This is a genomic window from Tumidithrix helvetica PCC 7403 (genome assembly GCF_965232925.1).
Taxonomy (GTDB): domain Bacteria; phylum Cyanobacteriota; class Cyanobacteriia; order Pseudanabaenales; family Pseudanabaenaceae; genus Tumidithrix; species Tumidithrix helvetica.
Window position 1 is genome coordinate 31,734 of sequence record NZ_CBDDRA010000025.1, and the last position, 21,983, is coordinate 53,716.

The 21,983-nt window shown below is 44.2% G+C and carries 18 protein-coding genes; 14 read left to right on the forward strand and 4 right to left on the reverse strand.

From position 1 onward, the window contains the following. Positions 1 to 12: 12 nt before the first annotated feature. From ACP2WE_RS19925 to ACP2WE_RS19955, 7 genes are all read left to right on the forward strand, one after another. A complete protein-coding gene (locus tag ACP2WE_RS19925; protein ID WP_425217291.1) occupies positions 13 to 765 on the forward strand; it encodes a DUF554 domain-containing protein in 753 nt (250 codons plus the stop codon). 386 nt (positions 766 to 1,151) lie between these two features. After that, positions 1,152 to 1,616 carry a GNAT family N-acetyltransferase gene (locus tag ACP2WE_RS19930; protein ID WP_425217292.1) on the forward strand — a complete coding sequence of 155 codons (465 nt, stop codon included), beginning with the start codon at positions 1,152 to 1,154 and terminating at the stop codon, positions 1,614 to 1,616. A 256-nt stretch (positions 1,617 to 1,872) separates the two neighbouring features. Then, positions 1,873 to 6,123 (forward strand): GAF domain-containing protein, encoded by a 4,251-nt coding sequence (locus ACP2WE_RS19935; RefSeq protein WP_425217293.1) that lies wholly within the window; start codon positions 1,873 to 1,875, stop codon positions 6,121 to 6,123. After that, positions 6,120 to 7,259, forward strand: a complete 1,140-nt coding sequence (locus tag ACP2WE_RS19940; protein WP_425217294.1) for a hybrid sensor histidine kinase/response regulator — start codon at positions 6,120 to 6,122, stop codon at positions 7,257 to 7,259. The genes ACP2WE_RS19935 and ACP2WE_RS19940 overlap by 4 nt, the downstream gene beginning before the upstream one ends. Before the next feature lie 5 nt (positions 7,260 to 7,264). Next, complete coding sequence (locus ACP2WE_RS19945) at positions 7,265 to 9,130, forward strand: EAL domain-containing response regulator (RefSeq protein WP_425217295.1); 1,866 nt, start codon at positions 7,265 to 7,267, stop codon at positions 9,128 to 9,130. A gap of 73 nt (positions 9,131 to 9,203) precedes the next feature. Continuing rightward, positions 9,204 to 9,824, forward strand: coding sequence for a cofactor assembly of complex C subunit B (locus ACP2WE_RS19950; RefSeq protein WP_425217296.1), 621 nt, complete (start codon positions 9,204 to 9,206; stop codon positions 9,822 to 9,824). A gap of 125 nt (positions 9,825 to 9,949) precedes the next feature. Next, the gene (locus tag ACP2WE_RS19955) at positions 9,950 to 10,471 is read left to right on the forward strand and encodes a DUF4330 domain-containing protein (protein WP_425217297.1); all 522 of its coding nucleotides are present in this window, start codon (positions 9,950 to 9,952) and stop codon (positions 10,469 to 10,471) included. Between the two features lie 88 nt (positions 10,472 to 10,559). Here the strand turns inward: ACP2WE_RS19955 and ACP2WE_RS19960 are convergent, their stop codons facing one another. Beyond that, entirely contained in the window at positions 10,560 to 11,393 is an 834-nt protein-coding gene (locus ACP2WE_RS19960; RefSeq protein ID WP_425217298.1) for a pentapeptide repeat-containing protein, read from the reverse strand. Positions 11,394 to 12,010: 617 nt separating this feature from the next. Next, positions 12,011 to 12,523, reverse strand: a complete 513-nt coding sequence (locus tag ACP2WE_RS19965; protein WP_425217299.1) for an adenine phosphoribosyltransferase — start codon at positions 12,521 to 12,523, stop codon at positions 12,011 to 12,013. 128 nt (positions 12,524 to 12,651) lie between these two features. Between ACP2WE_RS19965 and ACP2WE_RS19970 the strand changes: the two genes are divergently transcribed. The 3 genes from ACP2WE_RS19970 to ACP2WE_RS19980 all read left to right on the forward strand — a co-directional run bounded on the left by ACP2WE_RS19970 (position 12,652) and on the right by ACP2WE_RS19980 (position 13,930). After that, positions 12,652 to 12,966: a DUF2499 domain-containing protein gene (locus ACP2WE_RS19970; RefSeq protein ID WP_425217300.1), complete on the forward strand. Its 315-nt coding sequence runs from the start codon at positions 12,652 to 12,654 to the stop codon at positions 12,964 to 12,966. Beyond that, positions 12,963 to 13,280 carry a DUF3593 domain-containing protein gene (locus ACP2WE_RS19975; protein ID WP_425217301.1) on the forward strand — a complete coding sequence of 106 codons (318 nt, stop codon included), beginning with the start codon at positions 12,963 to 12,965 and terminating at the stop codon, positions 13,278 to 13,280. Before ACP2WE_RS19970 ends, ACP2WE_RS19975 begins: the two co-directional genes overlap by 4 nt. 170 nt (positions 13,281 to 13,450) lie before the next feature. Then, a complete protein-coding gene (locus ACP2WE_RS19980; protein ID WP_425217302.1) occupies positions 13,451 to 13,930 on the forward strand; it encodes a hypothetical protein in 480 nt (159 codons plus the stop codon). Here ACP2WE_RS19980 and ACP2WE_RS19985 read toward each other — a convergent pair. Further along, positions 13,912 to 14,409, reverse strand: a complete 498-nt coding sequence (locus tag ACP2WE_RS19985) for a TIGR02652 family protein (RefSeq protein ID WP_425217303.1) — start codon at positions 14,407 to 14,409, stop codon at positions 13,912 to 13,914. The genes ACP2WE_RS19980 and ACP2WE_RS19985 overlap by 19 nt on opposite strands. 471 nt (positions 14,410 to 14,880) lie before the next feature. Between ACP2WE_RS19985 and ACP2WE_RS19990 the strand changes: the two genes are divergently transcribed. Continuing rightward, positions 14,881 to 16,692, forward strand: coding sequence for a PAS domain-containing sensor histidine kinase (locus ACP2WE_RS19990; protein ID WP_425217304.1), 1,812 nt, complete (start codon positions 14,881 to 14,883; stop codon positions 16,690 to 16,692). Between the two features lie 110 nt (positions 16,693 to 16,802). On the opposite strand, the gene ACP2WE_RS19995 is transcribed toward ACP2WE_RS19990, so the two are convergent. Beyond that, complete coding sequence (locus ACP2WE_RS19995) at positions 16,803 to 18,665, reverse strand: serine/threonine-protein kinase (RefSeq protein WP_425217305.1); 1,863 nt, start codon at positions 18,663 to 18,665, stop codon at positions 16,803 to 16,805. A gap of 624 nt (positions 18,666 to 19,289) precedes the next feature. On the opposite strand from ACP2WE_RS19995, the gene petC reads away from it, so the two are divergent. The 3 genes from petC to ACP2WE_RS20010 all read left to right on the forward strand — a co-directional run bounded on the left by petC (position 19,290) and on the right by ACP2WE_RS20010 (position 21,980). After that, a complete protein-coding gene (petC, locus tag ACP2WE_RS20000) occupies positions 19,290 to 19,829 on the forward strand; it encodes a cytochrome b6-f complex iron-sulfur subunit (protein WP_425217306.1) in 540 nt (179 codons plus the stop codon). Positions 19,830 to 19,934: 105 nt separating this feature from the next. Further along, the gene (locus tag ACP2WE_RS20005; protein WP_425217307.1) at positions 19,935 to 20,888 is read left to right on the forward strand and encodes an apocytochrome f; all 954 of its coding nucleotides are present in this window, start codon (positions 19,935 to 19,937) and stop codon (positions 20,886 to 20,888) included. A 717-nt stretch (positions 20,889 to 21,605) separates the two neighbouring features. Then, positions 21,606 to 21,980 carry a response regulator transcription factor gene (locus ACP2WE_RS20010; RefSeq protein ID WP_330482517.1) on the forward strand — a complete coding sequence of 125 codons (375 nt, stop codon included), beginning with the start codon at positions 21,606 to 21,608 and terminating at the stop codon, positions 21,978 to 21,980. Positions 21,981 to 21,983: the final 3 nt, after the last annotated feature.

Sequence of the window (21,983 nt, forward strand, 5' to 3'; positions counted from 1 at the left end):
GAAACAATATCCATGTTAGATTTTTGGGCAAGAACCAGTGGGACATGGGTTAATACCCTTGCGATCGCGATCGGAACCTTTAGCGGACTGTTACTGCGAGGGCGATTGCTATCAAATATGAAGTATATATTTACGCAATCCACAGGACTGATCGTTCTCTTTATCAGCCTCAATATGGCAAGTAACCTACTCAAGGTCAAAATCGGTAAGATCGATGGCATCTTGATTGGCTTGGCAGCCCTCGCGATCGGTGGCATCTTAGGGGAATGGTGGCAAATTGAGCGGCATTTGGAATATGTAGGCGATTGGCTAAAAGCCAAATTTAAAGGCAGTGGAAAATTTACCGAAGGTTTTGTGATAGCTAGTTTGCTCTTTTGCATCGGGCCTATGGCAATTATCGGAAGCCTCAACAATGGACTCACGGGGGACAGCAACCTGTTAGTACTTAAAGCAGCCCTAGATGGCTTCATTTCCATCGCTTTTGCCAGTAGTTACGGTATCGGTGTGGGTTTCTCGGCATTACCCGTATTTCTCTATCAAGGTGGTTTGTCCCTGTTAGCAGGTGGCTTGGCACAGGCACTCCCCGACCCCGCAAATGCTCCCCCCGTACTGCTGATTACAGGCGTGGGTGGCATTTTGCTCTTGGGCTTGAGCTTAAACCTATTAGAGCTTGCGACGGGTGCAACCAAAATCAGAGTTTCTTCTTTTCTACCCGCGATCGCGATCGCACCCTCGATCTACTGGTTCGCGATGCAAATACTTTAATGGATAGATATTTCCTTTTGCAATCTGAAACTTGCGTTATGTCCAGTTCATCTCAAGCTTTTATGGGGTAAGGCATGAGAGAATAGATGGATCGACAGATTCTATTCGGATTTGGTATTTAATACCATTTTCAAAAGATAATGCGACGCATTATCTTTTGAAAGACCGCGCGGAGCGCGGAACTCAAATCTCGATCTGTTGCAAATCTAAGTAAAATTGGTATAAAGTCAGTTCGGGATAAGAAACCCTGAACCGCAATGCAATTCAAGATCCCCCTCAATCCCCCTTAAAAAGGGGGAAGAATCAAATTGATTCGCAATATCCAAAAATCCTTAACCCGAACTCACGTTATTTAAGCAAGCGATCGCTGAGGAGGTTTGTCGCTGATGGTGGAAGTCAGATTGTTTGAAATCCAAGATGCCGCACAGGTAGCGCAGTTGTTTCACGACACCGTGCGGGAAATCAACATTCGCGATTATTCCAGCGAGCAAATTAAAGCATGGGCACCTGACAATCTTGATTTTAGAGACTGGGCAAAGGTATGTTCGAGCCGCTTTACCTATGTCGCCGAGCGAAAGGGTGAAATTATTGGGTTTGGCGAATTAGAACCTCACGGTCATATCGACTGCTTCTACAGCCATAAGAACCATCAGCGCTGTAGGGTTGGCAGTCAAATCTATCGGGCGATTGAAGCTAAAGCCGTCGATCTGGGTTTGTGTCGCGTATTTGTTGAGGCAAGCATCACGGCAAAGCCCTTTTTTGAGCGCATGGGATTTTCTGTTTTATCTCAGCAGGAGGTAGCTTGTCGAGGCGAAACATTCGTCAATTACATTATGGAGAAATTACTGTAAAATAAACTATATATAGCAATGCGCTAGATTCAGAGGGGGAAATTTAAGCAGTTGGGGAAGTTCGTTGCCAATCCGCCAAATTGTTTGATACTGAACAACTATCGAGTCTTCTCAAAAAAATGCTTCTATATAAATATTGATTTTATGTGAATGTCGTTTTTTTTAACCCATCGTTCAAAAATCCTATGGATTCAATCAATTACCCTATTTTAGCTGCCACTATAAGAATGCTAGCTATAGCCTAAGCTCCACAAAAATGCTTATTCCTGCAACAGCCCTGACTCAAGATGAACTTACTTCTGCGATCGTTCGCGATCCTTTAGTGGTTGCACCTGATATGACTGTGATGGATGCGATCGCCATGATGAGCGGTTTGCGTACGGTTTGCTCCACATTAAAAGGCGTTAATAGCCAGATGGATGACTGGCATATTGAAGCGCGATCGAGTTGCGTATTAATTGTCCAAGACCAGAAGCTTTTGGGCATTCTGACAGAACGGGATGTGGTGCGACTCAGCGCTCAGAAACGATCTTTAGATAATCTGGGAATTCGCGATGTCATGGTATCCAACTTGATTACGCTGCGCGAGTCTACCTTTACCGATCTCTTCTTTGCAATCAATCTACTCCAGCAGTACCATATTCGCCATTTGCCCCTGCTTGACGATCGCGATCGCCCAGTAGGATTGCTGACCCATGAAAGTTTGCGGCAAACATCGCGTCCAGTCGATCTGCTACGTCTGCGTACTGTGGCTGAAGTCATGACCTCTGAAGTAATTTGTGCGCCTCCAGATGTGCCGATGCTGGCGATCGCGCGATTGATGGCAGAGCATCGCGTCAGTTCCGTCGCGATCGTGCAAGCCCAAGTGGGCGAGCAGCAGGAATCCCTACAAATTCCCGTTGGAATTGTGACCGAGCGCGATGTCGTTCAATTTCAAGCGTTGAATCTAGATTTTGAGACCTATCAGGCCCAGTCAGTCATGAGTGCGCCGATCTTCTCAGTGAATCCTGATGATTCGCTTTGGGTCGTACAGCAGATGATGGAGCAGCGATTAATCCGTCGATTGGCGGTGACGGGTTCGCAAGGGGAATTGTTAGGCATTGTGACCCAGAGCAGTCTTTTGAATGCCCTCAACCCCTTAGACCTCTATAGGTTAGCTGAAGTTTTAGAGCAGAAGGTTTTGCGACTAGAAACCGAGAGAATCGATCTGCTAGAGAATCGCAATACCGAACTAGAACGGCAGGTTAAGGAACGAACTGCCTCACTACAAAAAAAAGCAGAGCGGGAACAACTGATTGCTTCAATCGCCTCCCAAATTCGGTCTTCGCTCAACTTACAAGAGATTCTCAATACCACCGTTGAGGAAATGCGATCGCTTTTACGCTGCGATCTTGTTTCTGTTTGGCAGTTTCAACCAGATTGGAGTGCAATTGTTGTAGCCAAATCGACCACCGATGGCAATGGCTCGTACATTGGGCAGCAAATTTACGATCCTTGCTTTGCGGATTGGATTGATGCCTATCGCGATGGCAAAATTCGTGTTGTGTCGGATATCTACAGCACCGAAATGAGCGCGTGCCATCGAAATCTACTGGAAAACTTACAGATTCGGGCAAAAATTTTAGTCCCCATCTTGCATGGAGAGACTCTCTGGGGAGTGCTAAATGCAACGGAAAGTCACTCTCCTCGCGAATGGCAGACAGAAGAGATCGCGCTCTTGGAACAGCTTGCAACCCAACTCGCGATCGCCATCCAGCAGGCAACTGCTTATCAACAGGTGCAATCCGAACTGTCAGAACGACAGCGGATAGAGTCGGAGCTACTTGAAAGCAAACACTTTGTCGAAGCGATCGCAAATAACTCGCCACAGCTTTTATATGTTTTCGATCCTATTGACGGTAACTATCTCTACGTTAACAAGCAGTCCTTAAATATACTTGGCTACATCCCTGAGACGATCCGTCAAAGAGGCTTCCAATTTTTCTTAGATATTCTGCACCCAGACGATCGATCTTTGTTCGTGCAAAGTCTGCTCTTTTGGGAAACTGCTAAGGATGGAGAAGTGTCAACTTCTGAGTATCAAGTGCGTCATCAAGATGGCTCTTGGCGATGGATGCGATCGCAAGAAGTCGTATTTAGTAGGAATGAATATGGTATACCCAATAAGGTTCTGGGGACAACTCAAGACGTTACCGATCTTAAAGCAGCAGAGCAAGATCTCTACCAACTGAACCAGTCACTAGAAGCAAAGGTAGAAAAACGCACTTCCGAACTTAAAGAACGGGAAGAGCAAATGCGCAGTCTGTCAAGTCGATTAGAACTAGCAGTTAAGTCTGCCCAAATCGGCATTTGGGAATGGGATGTTGTTCTGGATAAGCTCATTTGGAATGAGCAAATGCACGAATTGTATGGAACGAGTCCATCGAGCTTTGATGGCTCCTATGAAGTGTGGCTGAGTAGGTTGCATCCAGACGATCGCCCCAATGCTCAAATTTTTACTAAAATGGTATTGCAGGGCGAGGTTGAATATGACACAGAATTTCGCATTACCCACCCTAACGGAACGATCAAGTTCATTAAAGCTTATGCGCTCATCCATCGAGATCCGCAAGGTCTTCCTATCAAGTTAATTGGTGTTAATTTTGACATTAGCGATCGCAAACTTACAGAAGCCAGATTAAAAGAACAAGCACAAAGAGAAGCCTTACTGCGAGAAATCACCCAACGAATCAGTCAAGCGATTGACTTGTCTGCGATTTTTGACACAGCTTGCCATGAGATTCGTCAATTTATGCATACCGATCGTGTCGGTATCTTCAAGTTTTATCCCGATTCAAACTTTGATGATGGTGAGTTTGTCGCCGAATCAGTACTTGAAGGGTTTGACTCTGTCTTGGCAATTAAAGTTCGCGATCGTTGCTTTGGCGAACGGTACGTTGCCCAATATCAACAGGGGAGAATTCAAGCGATAGATGATATCTATAATGCCGAACTGCTTGATTGCCACCGAGATGTTTTGGCGCAGTTTCAGATTCGAGCAAATCTCATTGTGCCGTTGCTTAACGGAGAAGAGCTGTGGGGCTTGCTCTGCATCCATCAATGTTCTGATTCTCGGCATTGGAAAAAATTTGAGATTAAGTTTATTCAGCAGATTGCCAACCAATTAGCGATCGCGATTCAGCAAGCAAGCCTCATCCAGCAGTTGCAAAAAGAATTGCTAGAGAGACAAACCGCCGAGGCTCAACTTACAAAGACCAATCAGATACTTGCGATCTCTAACGAAGAACTTATGCGTGCGACTCGCCTCAAAGATGAGTTTCTCGCAAATATGAGCCATGAGTTGCGCACGCCCCTTAACGCAATTTTGGGGATGTCTGAAGGGTTACAAGAAGAGGTGTTTGGAGCGATCTCGCCTCAACAACGACGGGCATTGCAAACCATCGAGAATAGCGGTACGCATCTACTGGAACTAATTAACGACATTCTCGAACTGGCAAAAATCGAAGCTGGACAAGTACAATTGCACTGCACGTTCGTATCCATCGAACAACTTTGTCAAGCTAGTTTGGCGTATATCAAACAACAGGCTTTCAAAAAACAGCTTCAGCTTGAAGTCAAAATTCCATCCAATCTGCCAACTATGCTGCTAGATCAGCGGCGCATCCGACAGGTTTTGATTAATCTGCTTAATAATGCTGTGAAATTTACGCCAGAGGGAGGTCATATCACCCTAGAAGTAACATACCTTCCCTCTCTTGCAGAAAAGACAAATTTCTCTGCATCAGGTTTCCCCCCTCAGGATTTTATTCGGATAGCAGTGATCGATACAGGCATTGGGATTGCGCCAGAAAATCTCAACAAATTATTTCAGCCCTTTATCCAAATCGACGGTGCCCTAAACCGCAAATATGAAGGCACAGGACTTGGACTTGCCCTCGTCAAGGGCATCGTCGAACTGCATGGGGGAAAAGTAGGTTTGAGCAGTGAAGTCGGTATTGGCAGTCGTTTTACAGTCGATTTACCCTGTGATAACAGATCTTTACTATCTCCTGAGGTTACGAATGATATCAATCCTGATAGGAATTCCACCCTTAGGGAAACAGAAGAAACGGTAGGAGAGTTAAAATCACCCCTGATTTTGCTGGCAGAAGATAACGAAGCCAATATTAGCACCATCTCTAGCTATCTAGGTGCCAAGGGATATCGTATGCTCTTGGCAAAAAATGGACAGGAGGCGATCGCCATGACCAAGGCAAGCCTGCCTGATTTGATTTTGATGGATGTCCAAATGCCCGTCCTCGATGGACTAGAGGCAACAAAGCTAATTCGTGCCGATCTCCAATTTGCCCATATCCCCATCATTGCCTTGACTGCTCTAGCAATGCCAAGCGATCGCGAAAGATGTCTTGCCGCAGGTGCTAATGAATATCTCGCGAAACCTGTTAAGCTCAAACAATTGGCAACTGTAATTCAACAACTTTTAGCAGCAAAGGATGTGAATCCATGAATATGCCCTCTATCTTAGTTGTAGACGATGAACCTAATAACTTTGATGTGATTGATGCTTTCTTGTCAGATAGCGAGTATCAGTTGCACTATGCTTCTGGGGGGCAAGAAGCGTTAAAGTCTCTAGATATATTCCAGCCTGATGTCATCTTAATGGATGTCATGATGCCAGGAATAGATGGGATGGAGGTGTGTCGGCAGATTAAAGCCATGCCTGAATGGCAAGCAGTACCGATCATCATGGTTACAGCCTTAACAGCTAAAGAAGACCTTGCTCGCTGTCTCAAAGCGGGAGCTGATGATTTTATTAGTAAACCCGTCAACAGTATTGAACTTCGCGCTAGAGTTAGCTCTATGCTACGAATTAGACAGCAGTACGAAAGCATCCAAACAATGTCAGAGCTGCAAGCAAATACGATTGACCTCTTGCAAAATAGCTTGAGTGAATTACGTCGTAACCTAGTCTCTAGTTTACCCCACGAGTTAAATACGCCCCTAAGCGGGATTTCTGGAGTCATCGGAATCTTGATCGATCAATACGACAGCATGATTGCTGAAGAAATTTATGAATTCTTGATACTCGCTCAACAGTCAGCCGTTCGATTAGAAAAATTGATTCAAAGATTTTTGATTTACCTTCAGTTAGAGATGGATACCCATAAGATCGATAATTCTTCAGCAAATGGATCTGATTACGGACGGATTTCTTCGCAAAATGAAATTGAATATATTGCTAAAGCTCTAGCTGAAAAATTTAATCGAACCCTTGACCTAGTCCTCGATTTTCAAGAATTTAAGGTGGCTGTAAGCCCTAAAGATTTGCAATGTATTGTCGAAGAACTGTTGGAAAATTCTTTTAAATTTTCTCAATCGGGAACATCTGTCAAAGTAATCGGTAAAATTGATCGCATGTTTCATCTATGGGTTTTAGATCTCGGACGAGGCATGACCGAAGAACAGATAGCTAAAATTGGGGCATTTATGCAGTTTGAACGCAAGTATTACGAACAACAGGGGGTTGGTTTAGGTTTGAAGATTGTTAAGAAAATCACAGAAATTTATGGGGGCGAATTCTCAATTTCAAGTATTTACCACCAAGAGACCTCAGTTCATATTACATTGCCTTTAGTAAGATAACCGTCATGCATCAGTTTTCTATTCTAGTTATTGATGATGAACCCGAGAACTTTGATGTGATTGAAGCTCTCCTTCACAACCGTGGTTATCAATTGCATTATGCTTCGGGTGGTCAAGAAGCGATCGCTTCTTTGGAGGCATTTCAGCCTGATGCGATCTTGTTAGATGTGATGATGCCAGAGGTCGATGGGATTGAGGTTTGTCGGCGGATTAAAGCGATGCCTCAATGGCAGGCAGTTCCGATCATTATGGTTACAGCCTTAACTACCAAAGAAGACCTCTCCCGCTGTCTTCAAGCAGGTGCTGATGACTTTGTCAGCAAACCCGTCAATGGGCTCGAACTGCGGGCGCGGGTTCAATCGATGCTGCGGATTAAACATCAGTACGACCAATTACAAACATCCCTCGATCGCCAAGCCATCCTAGAAGCAGAGAAATTAGAGCTATTAGAAAGCCGCAATACTGAACTAGAAAAACAAGTAGAAGAGCGGACGGTAATGCTCATTCATAATGCTTTATATGATGCCCTCACCGATCTGCCCAACCGCAAGCTTTTGATGGAACGGCTTGAGTTCGCGATTATCCAAGCCAATCAAACGGAAAATTATACCTTTGCTGTTTTATTTCTTGACCTTGACGGGTTTAAGATGATCAATGACAGTTTGGGGCATCTTGTCGGCGATCGCCTGCTGATCGATATTGCACAGACCATCCAAACCAAAATTAACGAAACCGATTTAGCCTCTCGGTATTTAGCTTCTAGGCTGGGCGGGGATGAATTTGTGATTTTGTTAGAAGATATTGCAGGCATTCAAGACGCACTTCGGATTGCAGAGCATCTGTTTGCCGAGTTCCAGTCTCCCTTTAAACTCAACGAGCGCGAAATATTTATCACGACCAGTATTGGGATTGTACTGGGAACTCCCGATTATGTGAAAGCTTCAGACTTGCTGCGAGATGCCGATATCGCTATGTATCGCGCTAAAGCTCAAGGGAGGAACTCTTATAAGATTTTTGATGCCGAAATGCATACCCAAGCCGTAAATCGGCTAACGCTTGAAACCGATCTGCGAAAGGCGCTGGAGCGGGAAGAGTTTGTCGTATACTATCAACCAATTGTCGATATTGTTAGCGATCGCCTCATCGGATTTGAAGCCTTGGTGCGCTGGCAACATCCCACGCGCGGGTTCGTCTCTCCAGCAGAATTTATTCCCGCAGCAGAAGCCAATGGACTGATCGTACCGCTTGATAGCTGGATGTTTGCAAAAGCCTGTCAACAGATGGCAATCTGGAAAACAAAGTTTTCCAGTCACTTCCCACTCAAGATTAGTATTAATCTCTCTGCCCAAGATCTTCGCAAAGTCAGTTTCATTGAAGATATCGATCGCGTTTTGGCTGAAACAGGGTTAGAAGGAAGTACCATAGCTCTAGAAATTACGGAGAGTATGCTGATTGAGAACATCAAAAAGACGATTGATTTATTGACCCAGCTAAAAGACAGGAAAATCCAGATCAGCATCGATGATTTTGGTACTGGATTCTCATCCCTTAATTATTTGCATCGGTTTCCCGCCGATAATTTAAAGATCGATTACTCCTTTGTCAGTCAAATGCAGCAGGGAAATCGCAATTATCAAGTTGTGAGTACGATCGTTGCCTTAAGCAATCAACTGGGTTTAGACGTGGTAGCAGAAGGAATTGAAACACCACAGCAATTACAATGGTTACAACAGCTTGGATGCGAATTTGGACAGGGTTACTTATTTTCTAAACCCCTCTCCGCGCCAGAAATTGAAACACTCTTTCTCAACGGCAAAGAGAAGAAGTTGTGTCAACCTCATTTGAGTAATCCACCTCAAAGTACCATCTGATTAACAGGTGTCTTACCCTGTCAAGGAGCTTCGCTCCTTCTAAACTGACTTTATCTTTAGATCTTAAAAGTTCATGATTCGTTATTTGCCCCTTGTGGTTGGTTGTATTGGTGGACTAGGACTCATGGTCAACCGACTCTTAACACCAACCATCACCTCCAGTCAATCGCGTTCAGATGCCCTAGGTGTAATTCTTAGTGCTCTGTTAATTTTAATTGGACTGCTATGGCAGCAGATCCAACCCAAGCTACCCGAATCAGTGGTGTTGGTGGGCGAGGAAGGTTTTGAATTAGACCAAACCTTACCAGAAATCGTTAAGACTGAACTGGCTTGGGCATCGCACACTTTACTCACCAATAGCGTCACTAAAGCGATCGTGGTTTGGTATGAGGGCAAGACCATCTGCCGTCGCGGTATGCTTGGAAAAGCAAATCAACTCAATGTCGGAACCATCGTGCAACGGGTGCTAAAAACCCAAAAACCTGTGTATTTAGTGAGTTTGTCCATTTATCCAGGTCGGTTTGAGTTTGCCTATTTGCCCGAAAACACCCAAGGCGTGATCGTGCAGCCATTAGGAGAGAAAGGTGTCATGGTTCTGGGGGCAAACGCACCGCGTAGTTATACGAAGCAGGATGAAAATTGGGTCAGCGCGATCGCGGCAAAATTACTACACAGCCTTGAGTCTTGTGTTTGAAATCATCACAAACCCCAGAGGTACAAGTTTTCACCTATAATCCTATCGAACCATAAAATTTCAAACTCTAAAATCCGTAGTTTTCAGCCCCAACCTTCAACGTAGTATCAGTAATTTTTAGACAGATGGCAATTTTAGATCGGCAAGGTCGCTTGTTTGGCAAGGTTAGTATTCTTGATATTGGTGCGATCGCGGCAATTGTAATCACCGTAATTGGCTTATTTTTGCTTCCTGGTAACAATGGCAGCTCTATCGCCCAAATGATTGCTGCCGATACCAAACCTGTAGAAGTAGATATGATTGTAAGAGGGCTGAGCATTATTGACCCCGCTAATGTCATAAAAGTGGGTGATAAGGTCAGCATCATCATTCGCAATCAACCCCGCGAGCAGGTTACGATCAAAAAAGTCGAAATTTCTATTCCTAAAATACTCGTTCCTAAACCCGATGGCACAACCCTAGCGGTTTCCGATCCTCGCTCTATCGATACATCCCAAAGAGATCTTTCGATTATCTTGGCTGGCACTGCCCGAATCACCGAAAATGGCATCGTTTTTGGGAGTGAAAAGGTGAAAATTGGCACCTCCATCGACATTGAAGGGCCAAAATACATCATGCGTGGAAGTGCGATGGGAGTGCGTTATTAGGACAAAACACTAGGAGGAAATTGACGTTCCCAAAAGTGTTCCGAGCTAAATGATTCTGGCAATGGATAGACATCCTGATTCGGAAAGCCTACTTTTGCCTTAGGTCGCAGCCTGAATTATCAACTTGTCCGTTGGACATGGTGGTAAGACATAAAATAGCTCCTCTAAGATCGGCACTAGTGAGATTGGTATGGTTGAGATTGGCAAAGCTGAGATTGCTGCCTGTGAGGTCAGTCCCTTCAAGGTTAGCCCCAATGAGTATAGCTCCCTCTAAATTAGCTCGATTGAGATTGGCTTCGCTAAGATTGGCTCGATGGAGGTCTGCATCCAAAAGATTGGCTCCTCTGAGGTTCGCATCAAAAAGATTAGCACCCACGAGGTTCGCTCGATGGAGGTCTGCATCAAAGAGCCTGGCTTGCCAAAGATTGGCTCCGCTAAGATTGGCTCCGCTAAGATTGACTTCACTCAGATTCGCACCTCTGAGGATAGCTTTGTTAAGATTGGCTTCGCTAAGATTGGCTTCGCTAAGATTGGCTTTACTCAGATTCGCTTGATTGAGATCGGCTCGATTGAGATTGGCTTGCCAAAGATTGGTTTCGCTAAGATTGGTTTCGCTAAGATTGGCTCTAATCAAGTTGGTTTTTGTAAGATTGGCACCGATTAGGTTGGCTGCTGTGAGGTTCGCGCTAATGAGCGTAGCTTCTGTAAGATTGGCTTTGCTTAGATTCGCACCGATCAAACTGGCAGCAAAAAGGTTCGCACCGATCAGGTTAGCCCCCTCAAGATCGGCTTCTCTGAGATTAGCACCTCTAAGGTTGGCTCCAATTAGCTCAGATCCCTTGACGACAAACTTTTCTGCATCAATACCTTCCGTTTTTAGCAGCCATTGTTTATGCTTTTCTAGCTTTTCTCGGATGTCCATCAGTAAATAGCCTGCAATTTGCCCTAGAAATATCAAAACATTACAACTACCAAATTTGCATATTGTCTGAACCCGAAAATAGAAATTCCTTAGCTTCCTCAGAGCGCGATCGCGCTCTGAGGAAGCAATTACCTAACTGCATTATCGTACTTTTGCTTGACATTCCGAGCGAGAACTTTACATTTCCGCTACAATCCATTACCGATCTCAACCAATGCTGAAGGAAGAATTTCCAGATCTGCTTTTTGGGCGATGCCCAAGCGATTGATGGAGAGAGCCTTTGTGGAGAAGTTAATGATTTAGGGCGATCGCTGAGAATGTAAGAATAGAGAATGCCTTCACCTTGTAGCCATTTGTGAAGGTCGTTGGGTATAGCATAATATCAGGGATTTTCTGAATCTAGGCAATGGTATTACACCCAATACAAATAATTCAAAAGTATTGAATTCACAACAGAGCGAAATTTAAGTTCAGTGCATAGCGCAACTTTTAAACTGCGTCGTAGTTTTTTAATCGTAGGACAAAGCGATGGGATTAGGAAAAGCCAATACCCAGCGATCGCTCCATCGAGCTAAGCCTCAAAGGCTTTCTAAAACGATAGTTAGCGAATAAGCCAACTAATAATTGACCAAAGACACGATCGGCACATCAGGCAAAACCTTACGACCTGCTAAAAAGTCTAGCTCAACGATAAAGCCAAAGCCCACAAGCGATCCTCCTGCCATAGAGACCAGTTTTGCCGCCGCTGCCGCCGTACCACCTGTAGCAATAACATCATCTAAGATCAAAACCTTACTGCCTGATGGAAAAGCATCTTGGTGCATCTCTAGCTTATCCGTACCATACTCCAAGGCATATTCGACTTGATGTACAGCGGCAGGTAGCTTATTGGGTTTGCGGACGGGGATAAAGCCACAACCTAAATGTTGCGCCATAGGCGCACCCACGATAAAACCGCGAGACTCCATACCCACAACATAGTCGATCTGGACATCGGCAAATCCAGATGCAAAGCCTTTAATAATTGTGGTGAGTCCTTGTGGATGTGCCAGTAAAGGGGTGATATCCCGAAACAAAATTCCTGCTTGAGGAAAATCGGGAATATCGCGGATGATCGTTTTTATATCCATCGGGCGTAGAGTATTAGGTAATTCGTCTTAAACTTATAGTACAAAGCAGTCGAATAGCAATGCTGGCAATTTCAATTTTGCCTAATTACTAACATCTCGTTTGTATCATCTAAAGCCAAAATAAATTCATGAATGCACTTTCTTTTCCCACATGGATTATTCATATTTCTAGTGTGCTGGAATGGGCGATCGCGATTTGGTTGATTTGGGAATATGCCAAACTTACGCAGCAAGCAATCTGGCGCGGACTAGCGTTTGCCATGCTCCCCGCTTTAGTTAGTGCGATGTGTGCTTGTACCTGGCATTTCTTTGATAATCCGCCTGCCTTAGAATGGCTGGTAACGGTTCAAGCGACGATGACGCTGGTGGGAAATTGCACCTTGGCGATCGCGGCTTATCAAATCTGGCGCAGCCGATCAACAACCGATCGGGAAATCTTATGAACAAAGAAACAATCTTTGCCCTCTCTTTATTCCCCTATCTTGCCTTCCTGTGGTTTATCACAAAATCCAAACTTATGCCTAGACTCGCATTATTTGGGTTCTATGGCACGTTAGTCTTTGTTGCCCTCACAATTCCCGCAGGGATCTATGCCTTAAAAGCCTATGGCGAGACGCTCGCGAATGTGGACTGGTTGCATGGTGGAGCGGAGTCATTTTTAACCCTTGCCAATATCCTCGTGGTACTAGGGTTTAAAGCTGAAATCGATCGGATCAAACAGCGATCGCAACCCACTGCCGATCGAGCCGTTGAATAGTACAGATCGCGATCGGGATTCTTTCATACCAAGAATTTTTGATTTAGGGATGGCTGTCTAGGCGATCCCACAAATTTTTATAGATGGCATCGCAGGCAAGCATAAACTTGCGATTTATTTTCCATGTCACAATATGGATGTAGATTCAAATCGAGTTTTGACGAAACGCTATGTTAAACAAGAAAAGAGGTGAGATCTATTCATTAGCTCATCTGAAAACGGCTTATTTGTTCCCTGTGTCGCTCATCTTCTCTGTGGCTTTTGGGAATGTTGCCATAGGGGCTGAATCTGTTTGGGCACAAAAAAACGATACCGATCTACCCAATGTTGAGGGGCAGATCAAGCCCAGAAAAGGTGATGCCAATACGCTGCGATCGCCTCAGGGAGAGCCTGTAACCCCTACCAATGGGAACTTATTCGATCGCCAAGTCGTTGACAATACCTCTGATGTCAACCTTCAGAAAACAGAGATTAATTTTGTGCCAACTGTGTCGGTCACACCAGCTACCCCAAATGCTTCACCACAAAGTCCGACCCTAAATGTACCAGGTGTTTTTACCTCCGATCCGCTTCATGCGGTTCCTCTGTTTCAAGGCTCAGGGGATACGAATAGCAATATTCAGTCTCTGCCTCAAAAAGGACGGAAGTAAGGATAGCTACGCGGCGCGCCAAACTCTTTATCCATATCAAAGTTGACCACCCCCCAGCGGGGCTCAACTTGTTCTGAGGGACTAAACTCGACTAGCAAACCATAGAGTCTCTGAATTTCACTGTCAATGGGGCTGCGCTCTAAATAAGAACTTACCAAGTCTTTGTAGCGATGCGCGATCGTTACTTTTGTGGCTCGGTATCCTTGCGTATAAAGTTTATCTAGGGTCTCGTGAATCTCAAAGCGAATCCCATCTGGATGGGTATGTTGTCGATACCATTCGCCCTCCCACAGTCGCCATTGACGCTCTGATTGGAGATGGACGAGGTCTTTGGTTTCTGGTTTGACTTCAAATGCTCCATGCCGAGGACAGAGATAGGTATCAGTCAAAATTAAGGCTGGAATAATTTGATGGCAGTGCGGACATTTGATCTCTGGGCCAAAAACAGGATACTGCTGGGATGATATGACATTCCACATGGATATAACCTAAGGGATACGAGACTTCAGATCCTAATTACTGAAACATTAGGTCTGATGGCTAAGACTCATACTTGAGATTCTGGTTGGGGAATCACAACTTGAGAATTCAAATACCCCAGTCATTTTAAGGGTGATTAAAAACGCTAGGTAAAAGCCTAGAGATGCTTTGAGCTTTACTGGCTAACAACACTAGTGGTCAATTTTAACATGCTGATTGTGTTTAAGCTGTTTTGAAAATTTGGTCGCGCCCGATCGCCTTAAGTTCAGTAAATATTTAGATTCAGGGCGTTGGCATTTCCAGATTTTAGCCTGCGATTCGATCGGAAATTTATAGAGAATTGCACAATTTAAGCAAAATTGCGGGCGATACAATGTTTGTATACTTCAAGTAAGGATCGAGAAGCGATGAGCAGCTAGCTACATTCTTAAAAGCTGAAAGCTAACTCATAGGACGAGAGGGGATAGTCAGTGACAGATTTTGAGCAATATCAGGACTGCTTAAAAGCAAAAGCAGAGCTTGAGCAACAACTTGAAGCGCAAAAGGTAGCTTTGCAAGCTGAGGTCAGCGATCGCATGGCGATCGAGCAGGCGTTTTTGCAGATTGGTACTGCACTTGAGAGTGCCAGTGATGCCATGAGCATTTTTGATGCCAATAGCAGGGCGATATATGTAAATAAGGCATTCTCCGATCTGTTTGGCTATTCTTTGGCTGAGCTAAAAACACCTGGACTACCACCAACCCTATTTGCCAATCCGCTGATTTCCGAGACGATCCTCAAAACTGTTATGGCTGGAGGCTCTTGGAGTGATGAAATCGAAATGTGCAACAGCATGGGGCATATAATTCCCATTTCATTGCGGGCGAATGCGATCAAAGACTTTTCAGGCAAAGTAACTGGGGCAGTAGGAATTTACACAAACATTAGCGATCGCGTGCTCGCCGAGGCCGAAACCAATCGCAGCTTTGCCCTGTTGGGAGCCACCTTAGAAGCCAGTGCTGATGGCATTCTCGTCGTCGATCATCAAGGAAAAGTCGTGATCTGCAATCAAAAATTTGCCGATCTGTGGCACATCCCACAACGCATACTCACATCTCATCATGACAGTCAGATTTTGGGGTTTATGCTCGATCGACTCCAAGATCCAATGGCATTTACGCATAAATTCGAGCAGCTACCCGTTCAGGTGGATAGTTTCGATACGGTCAAACTGAAGGATGGTAGAACCCTAGAATGTTATTCGCAGCCGCAGCGTCTCGATAGTATATGCGTGGGAAGAGTTTGGAGTTTTCGCGATATTACGGAGCGACTGGCGGCAGAAACAGCTTTACGAGCGTCAGAGGTTCAATCGAGAAAACAAGCACAACGATTAGAAAAGGCACTGAGTACGCTAAAACATACGCAGGCTCAGTTGATTCAAACCGAGAAGATGTCGAGTTTGGGGCAACTTGTGGCGGGGATTGCCCATGAGATTAATAATCCTGTGAACTTTATCTATGGCAATCTTACCCATGCCGACAGCTATACCGAAAATTTGCTCGATCTATTAAATTTGTATCGACAGCACTATAGCGATCCTGTGCCCGAAGTTAAAGCCAAGTCCGAAGAGATTGATATCGATTTTCTGGCAGAAGACTTTCTCAAACTGATTGCCTCGATCAAAATTGGGGCAGAGCGGATTCAGTCGATTGTGCGATCGCTCCATCACTTTTCGCGCACAGATGAAACTGGGTTTAAACCTGTTGATATTCATGATGGTTTAGATAGCACCTTGATGATTTTGCAAAATCGGATCAAGGCGTCTCCGGAGCATCCTGAGATTCTGATCGTGAAAGAATACGGCAGACTGCCTGCGATTGCATGTTTTGCCAGTCAGTTAAACCAGGTGTTTATGAATATTCTGGTGAATGCGATCGATGCCTTAGAAGAGGAGGGGCAATCGCGCGGTAAGTGGTCGTTTGTGAACGGACAGCCGACATGGCAGGATGGTCAAACAAAAGCTTTAAGCATTCGCATTCAAACCATTCAGCTCGATGCCTTTAATATTGCCATCCGCATTGCGGATAGTGGCAGGGGCATTCCCAAGTCCCTTGATGCCAAACTGTTCGATCCATTTTTTACCACTAAACCCGTTGGGAAAGGGACAGGACTGGGATTATCGATTAGCTATCAAATCATCACCGAGAAACACGGTGGCAAACTGTATTACATTTCCGAGGAAGGTCAAGGTACGGAATTTGTGATAGAACTTCCAATCAAACAAGATGTTGAAAACTCTTAAGATCGAGATTCAGTATTTCCGAGACCAGATATAGCAGTCAGTCTAGAATCGTAGAGGCAATTCATGAATTGCCTCTACATACCAATCAAAATACCAATCAAAAAGGATTGCTAAAAAATTAGATCGATATCTAACTCTTTTAGATCGATGAAACATAAACGATTGCGCTGATTTTGAATGACAGAAATTGCTAGGGATTGGATACCGATCGCCGCGATCGCCACAATTTCTCCTTCTACTTCTAAGCAACCAAGATTCTGACCGTAAAAATCAATCAGGACAATTGCTGTTTTGCGAGTTTCCACTGATTCGTGATTTGCTAGAGAGTTTTTACCAACTCCTGTAATCGCATAGCCCCAATCTGTTGGTGCAATTAAAATTGGTTGATAGGCTAAGACGATACGCGTAATATGATAAGGCTTGAGATCGAGCAAAAGAATGGTTTTAGGATTTTTTGCCTCCACCAAAAGCAAGCGATGAGAAGGTTGACCCGCGATCGCTAGAGCAATGAGGGATGGCAATGTCAATTTTTCCATCAGATTTCCCCTGCGAGAGATCGTCATGAGGCGGCTATCTTGGGTATTGGGTTGATTGGCGATCGCCACGAGATGATGCTGGTCAATCGCGACAAGAAAGTTGATAATTCGCTGGTTAAATCCTAATTTTACGGATCTTAAATATTTGAGGTTCTTAATTTCTAGCGAATTGCCGATCGCAACAGCAATCCAATCTGCTTTGGGGGATATCGCCCAGAGAAAGCTTTTAGATGACTGTTGATTTTGAAGTTCTGCTGTCTGAGTTTCGGGAGTTTGACTGATTTGATAGATAGTCTGCCATTTGCCTGCGATCTGGCGATGAACTGTGCGGCGAGTAATGACAAAGGCAATGTCACTTGGCTGTGCGGGGATAACGATCGCGGCAATCTGATGATTGAACTTAGCAACGAACTCCTCATCCCCATAAAAGCTCAAATCCTGAGACACCTGTTGTCTTAGGATTTGGGATGTTGTGGCATAGTACATCCATTCACTTTCTTGAGACGAATAGGCAATTGATACCACGAGATCGGGCATATTTTGCCATAGGAGTAAATCCGATCGCTCTGCTAAGGAGACAGTTGGTAAATCGTTGAGACTGGAAATTGGCTCTAGAACGAGGTTCATCACTTCGGGTGACTTGGCGATCGCTTGCAATTCTTCCAGCATTTGCCGCGCTGTCGTGTAACGACGGGCTGGAAGCTTCTGGAGTGCTTTTATGATAATTGCTTGCAGCGATCGAGGTACTGAATCAGGAATGGATACTCTTTGATTCATGTGAGCGGACATTAACTCAGAAGGCTTGCCAGTAAAAGGACGATCTTTTAACAGTAACTCATAGAGCATAATGCCAACAGCATAGATATCCGAAGCGATCGAAAACTGACCGTAAAATCGTTCGGGAGCCATATATCCTGGCGAACCCGTATTACCTGCCCCATTTTCTTCAGCAATTTCTTGGCTCAGGCGAGCAATGCCAAAATCAGAGAGCTTTGCTTTCCATCCCCCTGTTGTGAGCGTTAGCAGCACATTCTCAGGTTTGAGATCGCAATGAATAATCTCGGCATTGTGGGCATGTTCTAATCCCAATAAAATATCCATCACCAAGGCGATACACTGCTGAGGCGAAAGCCGATCGTGGTGGTCGATCAATTCCCTCAATGTCCCTGAAGCACAATATTCCATGACAAGATAGCGACAGTTCTTGCTATGAACGAGTGACATACAGGACACAATATTGGGATGCTGCAAGCTGATTAAAAATCTCAGTTCTCGCAGCAATTTACTCGTAGGAAATCTTTTTTGTTCTAGCTCCTTAAGTGCGACCAAACTTTTGGTGTCTCGGTTACGGGCACACAAAACCCTGCCAAATTGCCCTCTGCCAACCAGACCTATGATTCGGTATTTTGAAAACTGCGAGGACTGATTTTGGGACATAGAGGCAATACAAAAAATAAGGCTACTATCCCCTAGCTGCTACAGAAGCATCTGTAAAAAAACATCGTTAGTTTCAGCCGAAGATCGATTACTTTTCATCTTACATATAGCAATCCTAAATGCATTGTAATTAATTTGTAGCGCAGGCATCTTGCCTGCTACGTTCACAAACAATTAAGGATCGCTATAGAAGCCCCAAAAACCAGAAGTCTCTAAAAATAATTCATTCATCCAAAAGTGAACTCCTTATAAATTTACTGTTTCAAATTTCAATTGCAGTTGTGAAGCGAGAGATTTGAGTTTTGCGATCTGTTATAGGCTTGCATAAAAAGTTCTCGCGCAAAAGATATTTGCCCCGATAGCCTGCTATCAGCACATTAGGGATAAAAAAGATCTGACAATTTCACACTTATTTACAAAATCAGCTTAGTTAACATTTCGTTGCAAAACAAATCGCGAGAAGGGCTGAGATAGTAGATATGATGGTACAGAACAAGATACAAAATGTAATATTCACGCTTGCCCGTTATTAAGCCAATCACAATCAGCCAATAACAAATCGTAAGTCTGTGGAAATCATTGCAGTTAAGAGCGAAGGATAAATAAGAAGGATAAATTTCAGGTATGAGTCAAGCTTCCGTATCAGGTGATGTGCCTAGCATGGGTCGTCGCCAGTTTATGAATCTTCTAACTGGTGGAGCGGCTGGTGTCACAATACTAGGGGCGTTGTATCCCGTAGTGCAATATTTTGTGCCACCGTCTAGCGGTGGTAGTGGTGGTGGTGTAACTGCCAAAGATGCTCTTGGTAACGATGTTGTTGCCTCCCAATTTTTGGCTACGCATCAGGTTGGCGATCGCGTACTGGCTCAAGGTCTAAAAGGCGATCCAACCTATTTAGTTGTGACTGATAACAAAGATATTGCGGCTTACGGAATTAACGCCGTTTGCACGCATTTGGGCTGTGTTGTCCCCTGGAATGTAGCCGCCAATAAATTTATGTGTCCTTGCCATGGATCTCAGTATGACAATACAGGTAAGGTAGTACGTGGACCTGCGCCATTATCTCTTGCCTTGGTTCATACCACAGTTTCTGATGACAAGGTACAGTTTACCCCTTGGAAAGAAACTGATTTCCGCACCAACGAAGCACCTTGGTGGTCATAGATTTGGTTCGCTTTCAGCGATCAGTTGTGGGATATTCATTACCCATCAAAAACTGATTCCATAATTTTGCACTTATATATTTCTTAGATATTTAAACCATAATCGATGAAAAAGACGTTGCTCGTAGCGATCGCTGCTATAACTATTCTGTTTTATGGGTTAGCAGCATCCCCCGTTCAAGCCTATCCCTACTTTGCCCAAGAAGCCTATGAAAATCCTAGAGAGGCAACGGGTCGAATTGTTTGTGCGAACTGTCACCTAGCCGAAAAAAAGACAGTATTGGAGTTGCCCCAATCTGTTAAGCCTGACACTGTATTTGAAGCAGTGATTAAAATTCCCTATGACCATAGCCAACAGCAGGTTACGGCCGATGGTTCAAAGGGCGGGCTAAATATCGGCGCAGTCTTGGTATTGCCCGAAGGATTTAAAATTGCTCCAGAAGATCGCATTCCTGAAGAATTAAAAGAAAAAACCAAGGATATTTACTATCAGCCCTACAGTGACACCAAAGAAAATATTGTGTTGGTAGGTCCAATTTCAGGCGATGAATATTCTGAAATCGTTTTCCCTGTGCTATCCCCCGATCCTGCTACAGACAAGAGCGTTCACTTCCTCAAGTACGCCGTTCATGCTGGTGGCAATCGCGGTCGCGGTCAGATCTACCCAACAGGTCTAAAGAGCAACAATGGTGAATATACATCGCCTGTATCTGGTACGATTGCTCAGATTTCAGAAATCGCCCCCAATGAAGATGAAGGTATCTATGGTGGCTACGAAGTAACCATTCAGCCTGAAACTGGAAACCCTGTTGTCGAAAAGATTCCTGCTGGTCCTGAATTAATCGTAACTCAATATGATTCCGTCAAGGCAGGTGCGCCCCTAACCAAAAATCCTAATGTGGGTGGGTTTGGACAAGCCGATGGCGAAATTGTGTTGCAAGATCCAAGACGAATTCAATGGCTCTTAGCTTTCTTTGCTTCCGTGATTGCGACTCAGGTCATGTTAGTTTTGAAGAAGAAGCAAGTTGAAAAGGTTCAAGCTGTGGAACTAAACTTCTAAAGCTGACGAAGCTAACAACTACGCAATTCTCACAATTAATATCTAAAAAGCAGGCTAAATGCCTGTTTTTTTTCACTCACCAATTTGTAATATAGCAACCCTATTTGCTTTGTATGTATAGACAATTCATGAATTGTCCATACGATTCTAGGCAAAGAAAAATTGCTTATGAATCAGGCATCATTGCTATATCACTGGCAATTGAATTGGCAATAGATCGAGATTTGAGTTCCACGCAATGCGCGGTTTTCCCAAAAGCGGCGATGCCGCTTTTGGGGGAATGATATAAAATCTCATGCCATCCATGCATTTTAAAAAAGTTGCACATCGATCCTAACTGTTATGCAATGGGTTAGGTCGCTATTTTCATACTTGAGAACTGCTGAGTTGTTAACGCACGATACGCTAAACAATTTGCATTCTGTTATACTGTCGATTAATAATTTCCCTGATGTTCTACTAGAGGCGTACAGCATATATGATTGATCCTTGCTAAGGCACTTCATAAATAAACATGGTTGTTGACTTACTTAATTGTTGTATGTGCAACCAGGTAGCGATTTCATGTCGTGTATGCTGAATAAATATTTAAGACTTATATATTTTAGAAAAACAAAGACTAATAGGTATGTTGGCGGCAAAAATCAGGCATATAAGTAATATGAGTGAGCTAGCCCATCCCGTCAACGCTAAAGTAGGTTTAGCAGGAAGGTAGATATGGCGACGATTTTGATTGTAGATGACAGTGCAATGGTGCGGGATATGGTCTCAGGGCAACTGAGACAGCAAGGTATGGATGTGATCGAAGCTCAAGATGGGGCTGAGGCAATTGAAAAAATGAAGGGGACGACGCCAGACTTGGTAGTAACAGACGTTGTGATGCCTCGGATGAATGGCTATGAGCTATGTCGTTGGATTAAAAATAATGCCGCCACAAAAGATGTCCCCGTGATCATGTGTTCGACCAAAAGTGAGGAGTTTGACAAATATTGGGGAATGAAGCAGGGGGCTGACGCTTATTTGACCAAACCTTACCATCCACCTGAGTTACTTAAGACCATTAAGCAGCTGCTCAGCCAAGTAAAAGGCTAGTTG

Bases quoted from the DNA above. Each gene is read 5' to 3' on its own strand.
- ACP2WE_RS19970 (WP_425217300.1), top strand. From the start codon at position 12,652: ATGAATGCACTTTCTTTTCCCACATGGATTATTCATATTTCTAGTGTG.
- ACP2WE_RS20010 (WP_330482517.1), top strand. From the start codon at position 21,606: ATGGCGACGATTTTGATTGTAGATGACAGTGCAATGGTGCGGGATATG.
- ACP2WE_RS19945 (WP_425217295.1), top strand. From the start codon at position 7,265: ATGCATCAGTTTTCTATTCTAGTTATTGATGATGAACCCGAGAACTTT.
- ACP2WE_RS19930 (WP_425217292.1), top strand. From the start codon at position 1,152: ATGGTGGAAGTCAGATTGTTTGAAATCCAAGATGCCGCACAGGTAGCG.
- ACP2WE_RS20005 (WP_425217307.1), top strand. From the start codon at position 19,935: ATGAAAAAGACGTTGCTCGTAGCGATCGCTGCTATAACTATTCTGTTT.
- ACP2WE_RS19955 (WP_425217297.1), top strand. From the start codon at position 9,950: ATGGCAATTTTAGATCGGCAAGGTCGCTTGTTTGGCAAGGTTAGTATT.
- ACP2WE_RS19935 (WP_425217293.1), top strand. From the start codon at position 1,873: ATGCTTATTCCTGCAACAGCCCTGACTCAAGATGAACTTACTTCTGCG.
- ACP2WE_RS19925 (WP_425217291.1), top strand. From the start codon at position 13: ATGTTAGATTTTTGGGCAAGAACCAGTGGGACATGGGTTAATACCCTT.
- ACP2WE_RS19985 (WP_425217303.1), bottom strand. From the start codon at position 14,409: ATGTGGAATGTCATATCATCCCAGCAGTATCCTGTTTTTGGCCCAGAG.
- petC (WP_425217306.1), top strand. From the start codon at position 19,290: ATGAGTCAAGCTTCCGTATCAGGTGATGTGCCTAGCATGGGTCGTCGC.
- ACP2WE_RS19980 (WP_425217302.1), top strand. From the start codon at position 13,451: ATGTTAAACAAGAAAAGAGGTGAGATCTATTCATTAGCTCATCTGAAA.
- ACP2WE_RS19965 (WP_425217299.1), bottom strand. From the start codon at position 12,523: ATGGATATAAAAACGATCATCCGCGATATTCCCGATTTTCCTCAAGCA.
- ACP2WE_RS19940 (WP_425217294.1), top strand. From the start codon at position 6,120: ATGAATATGCCCTCTATCTTAGTTGTAGACGATGAACCTAATAACTTT.
- ACP2WE_RS19950 (WP_425217296.1), top strand. From the start codon at position 9,204: ATGATTCGTTATTTGCCCCTTGTGGTTGGTTGTATTGGTGGACTAGGA.
- ACP2WE_RS19960 (WP_425217298.1), bottom strand. From the start codon at position 11,393: ATGGACATCCGAGAAAAGCTAGAAAAGCATAAACAATGGCTGCTAAAA.
- ACP2WE_RS19995 (WP_425217305.1), bottom strand. From the start codon at position 18,665: ATGTCCCAAAATCAGTCCTCGCAGTTTTCAAAATACCGAATCATAGGT.
- ACP2WE_RS19975 (WP_425217301.1), top strand. From the start codon at position 12,963: ATGAACAAAGAAACAATCTTTGCCCTCTCTTTATTCCCCTATCTTGCC.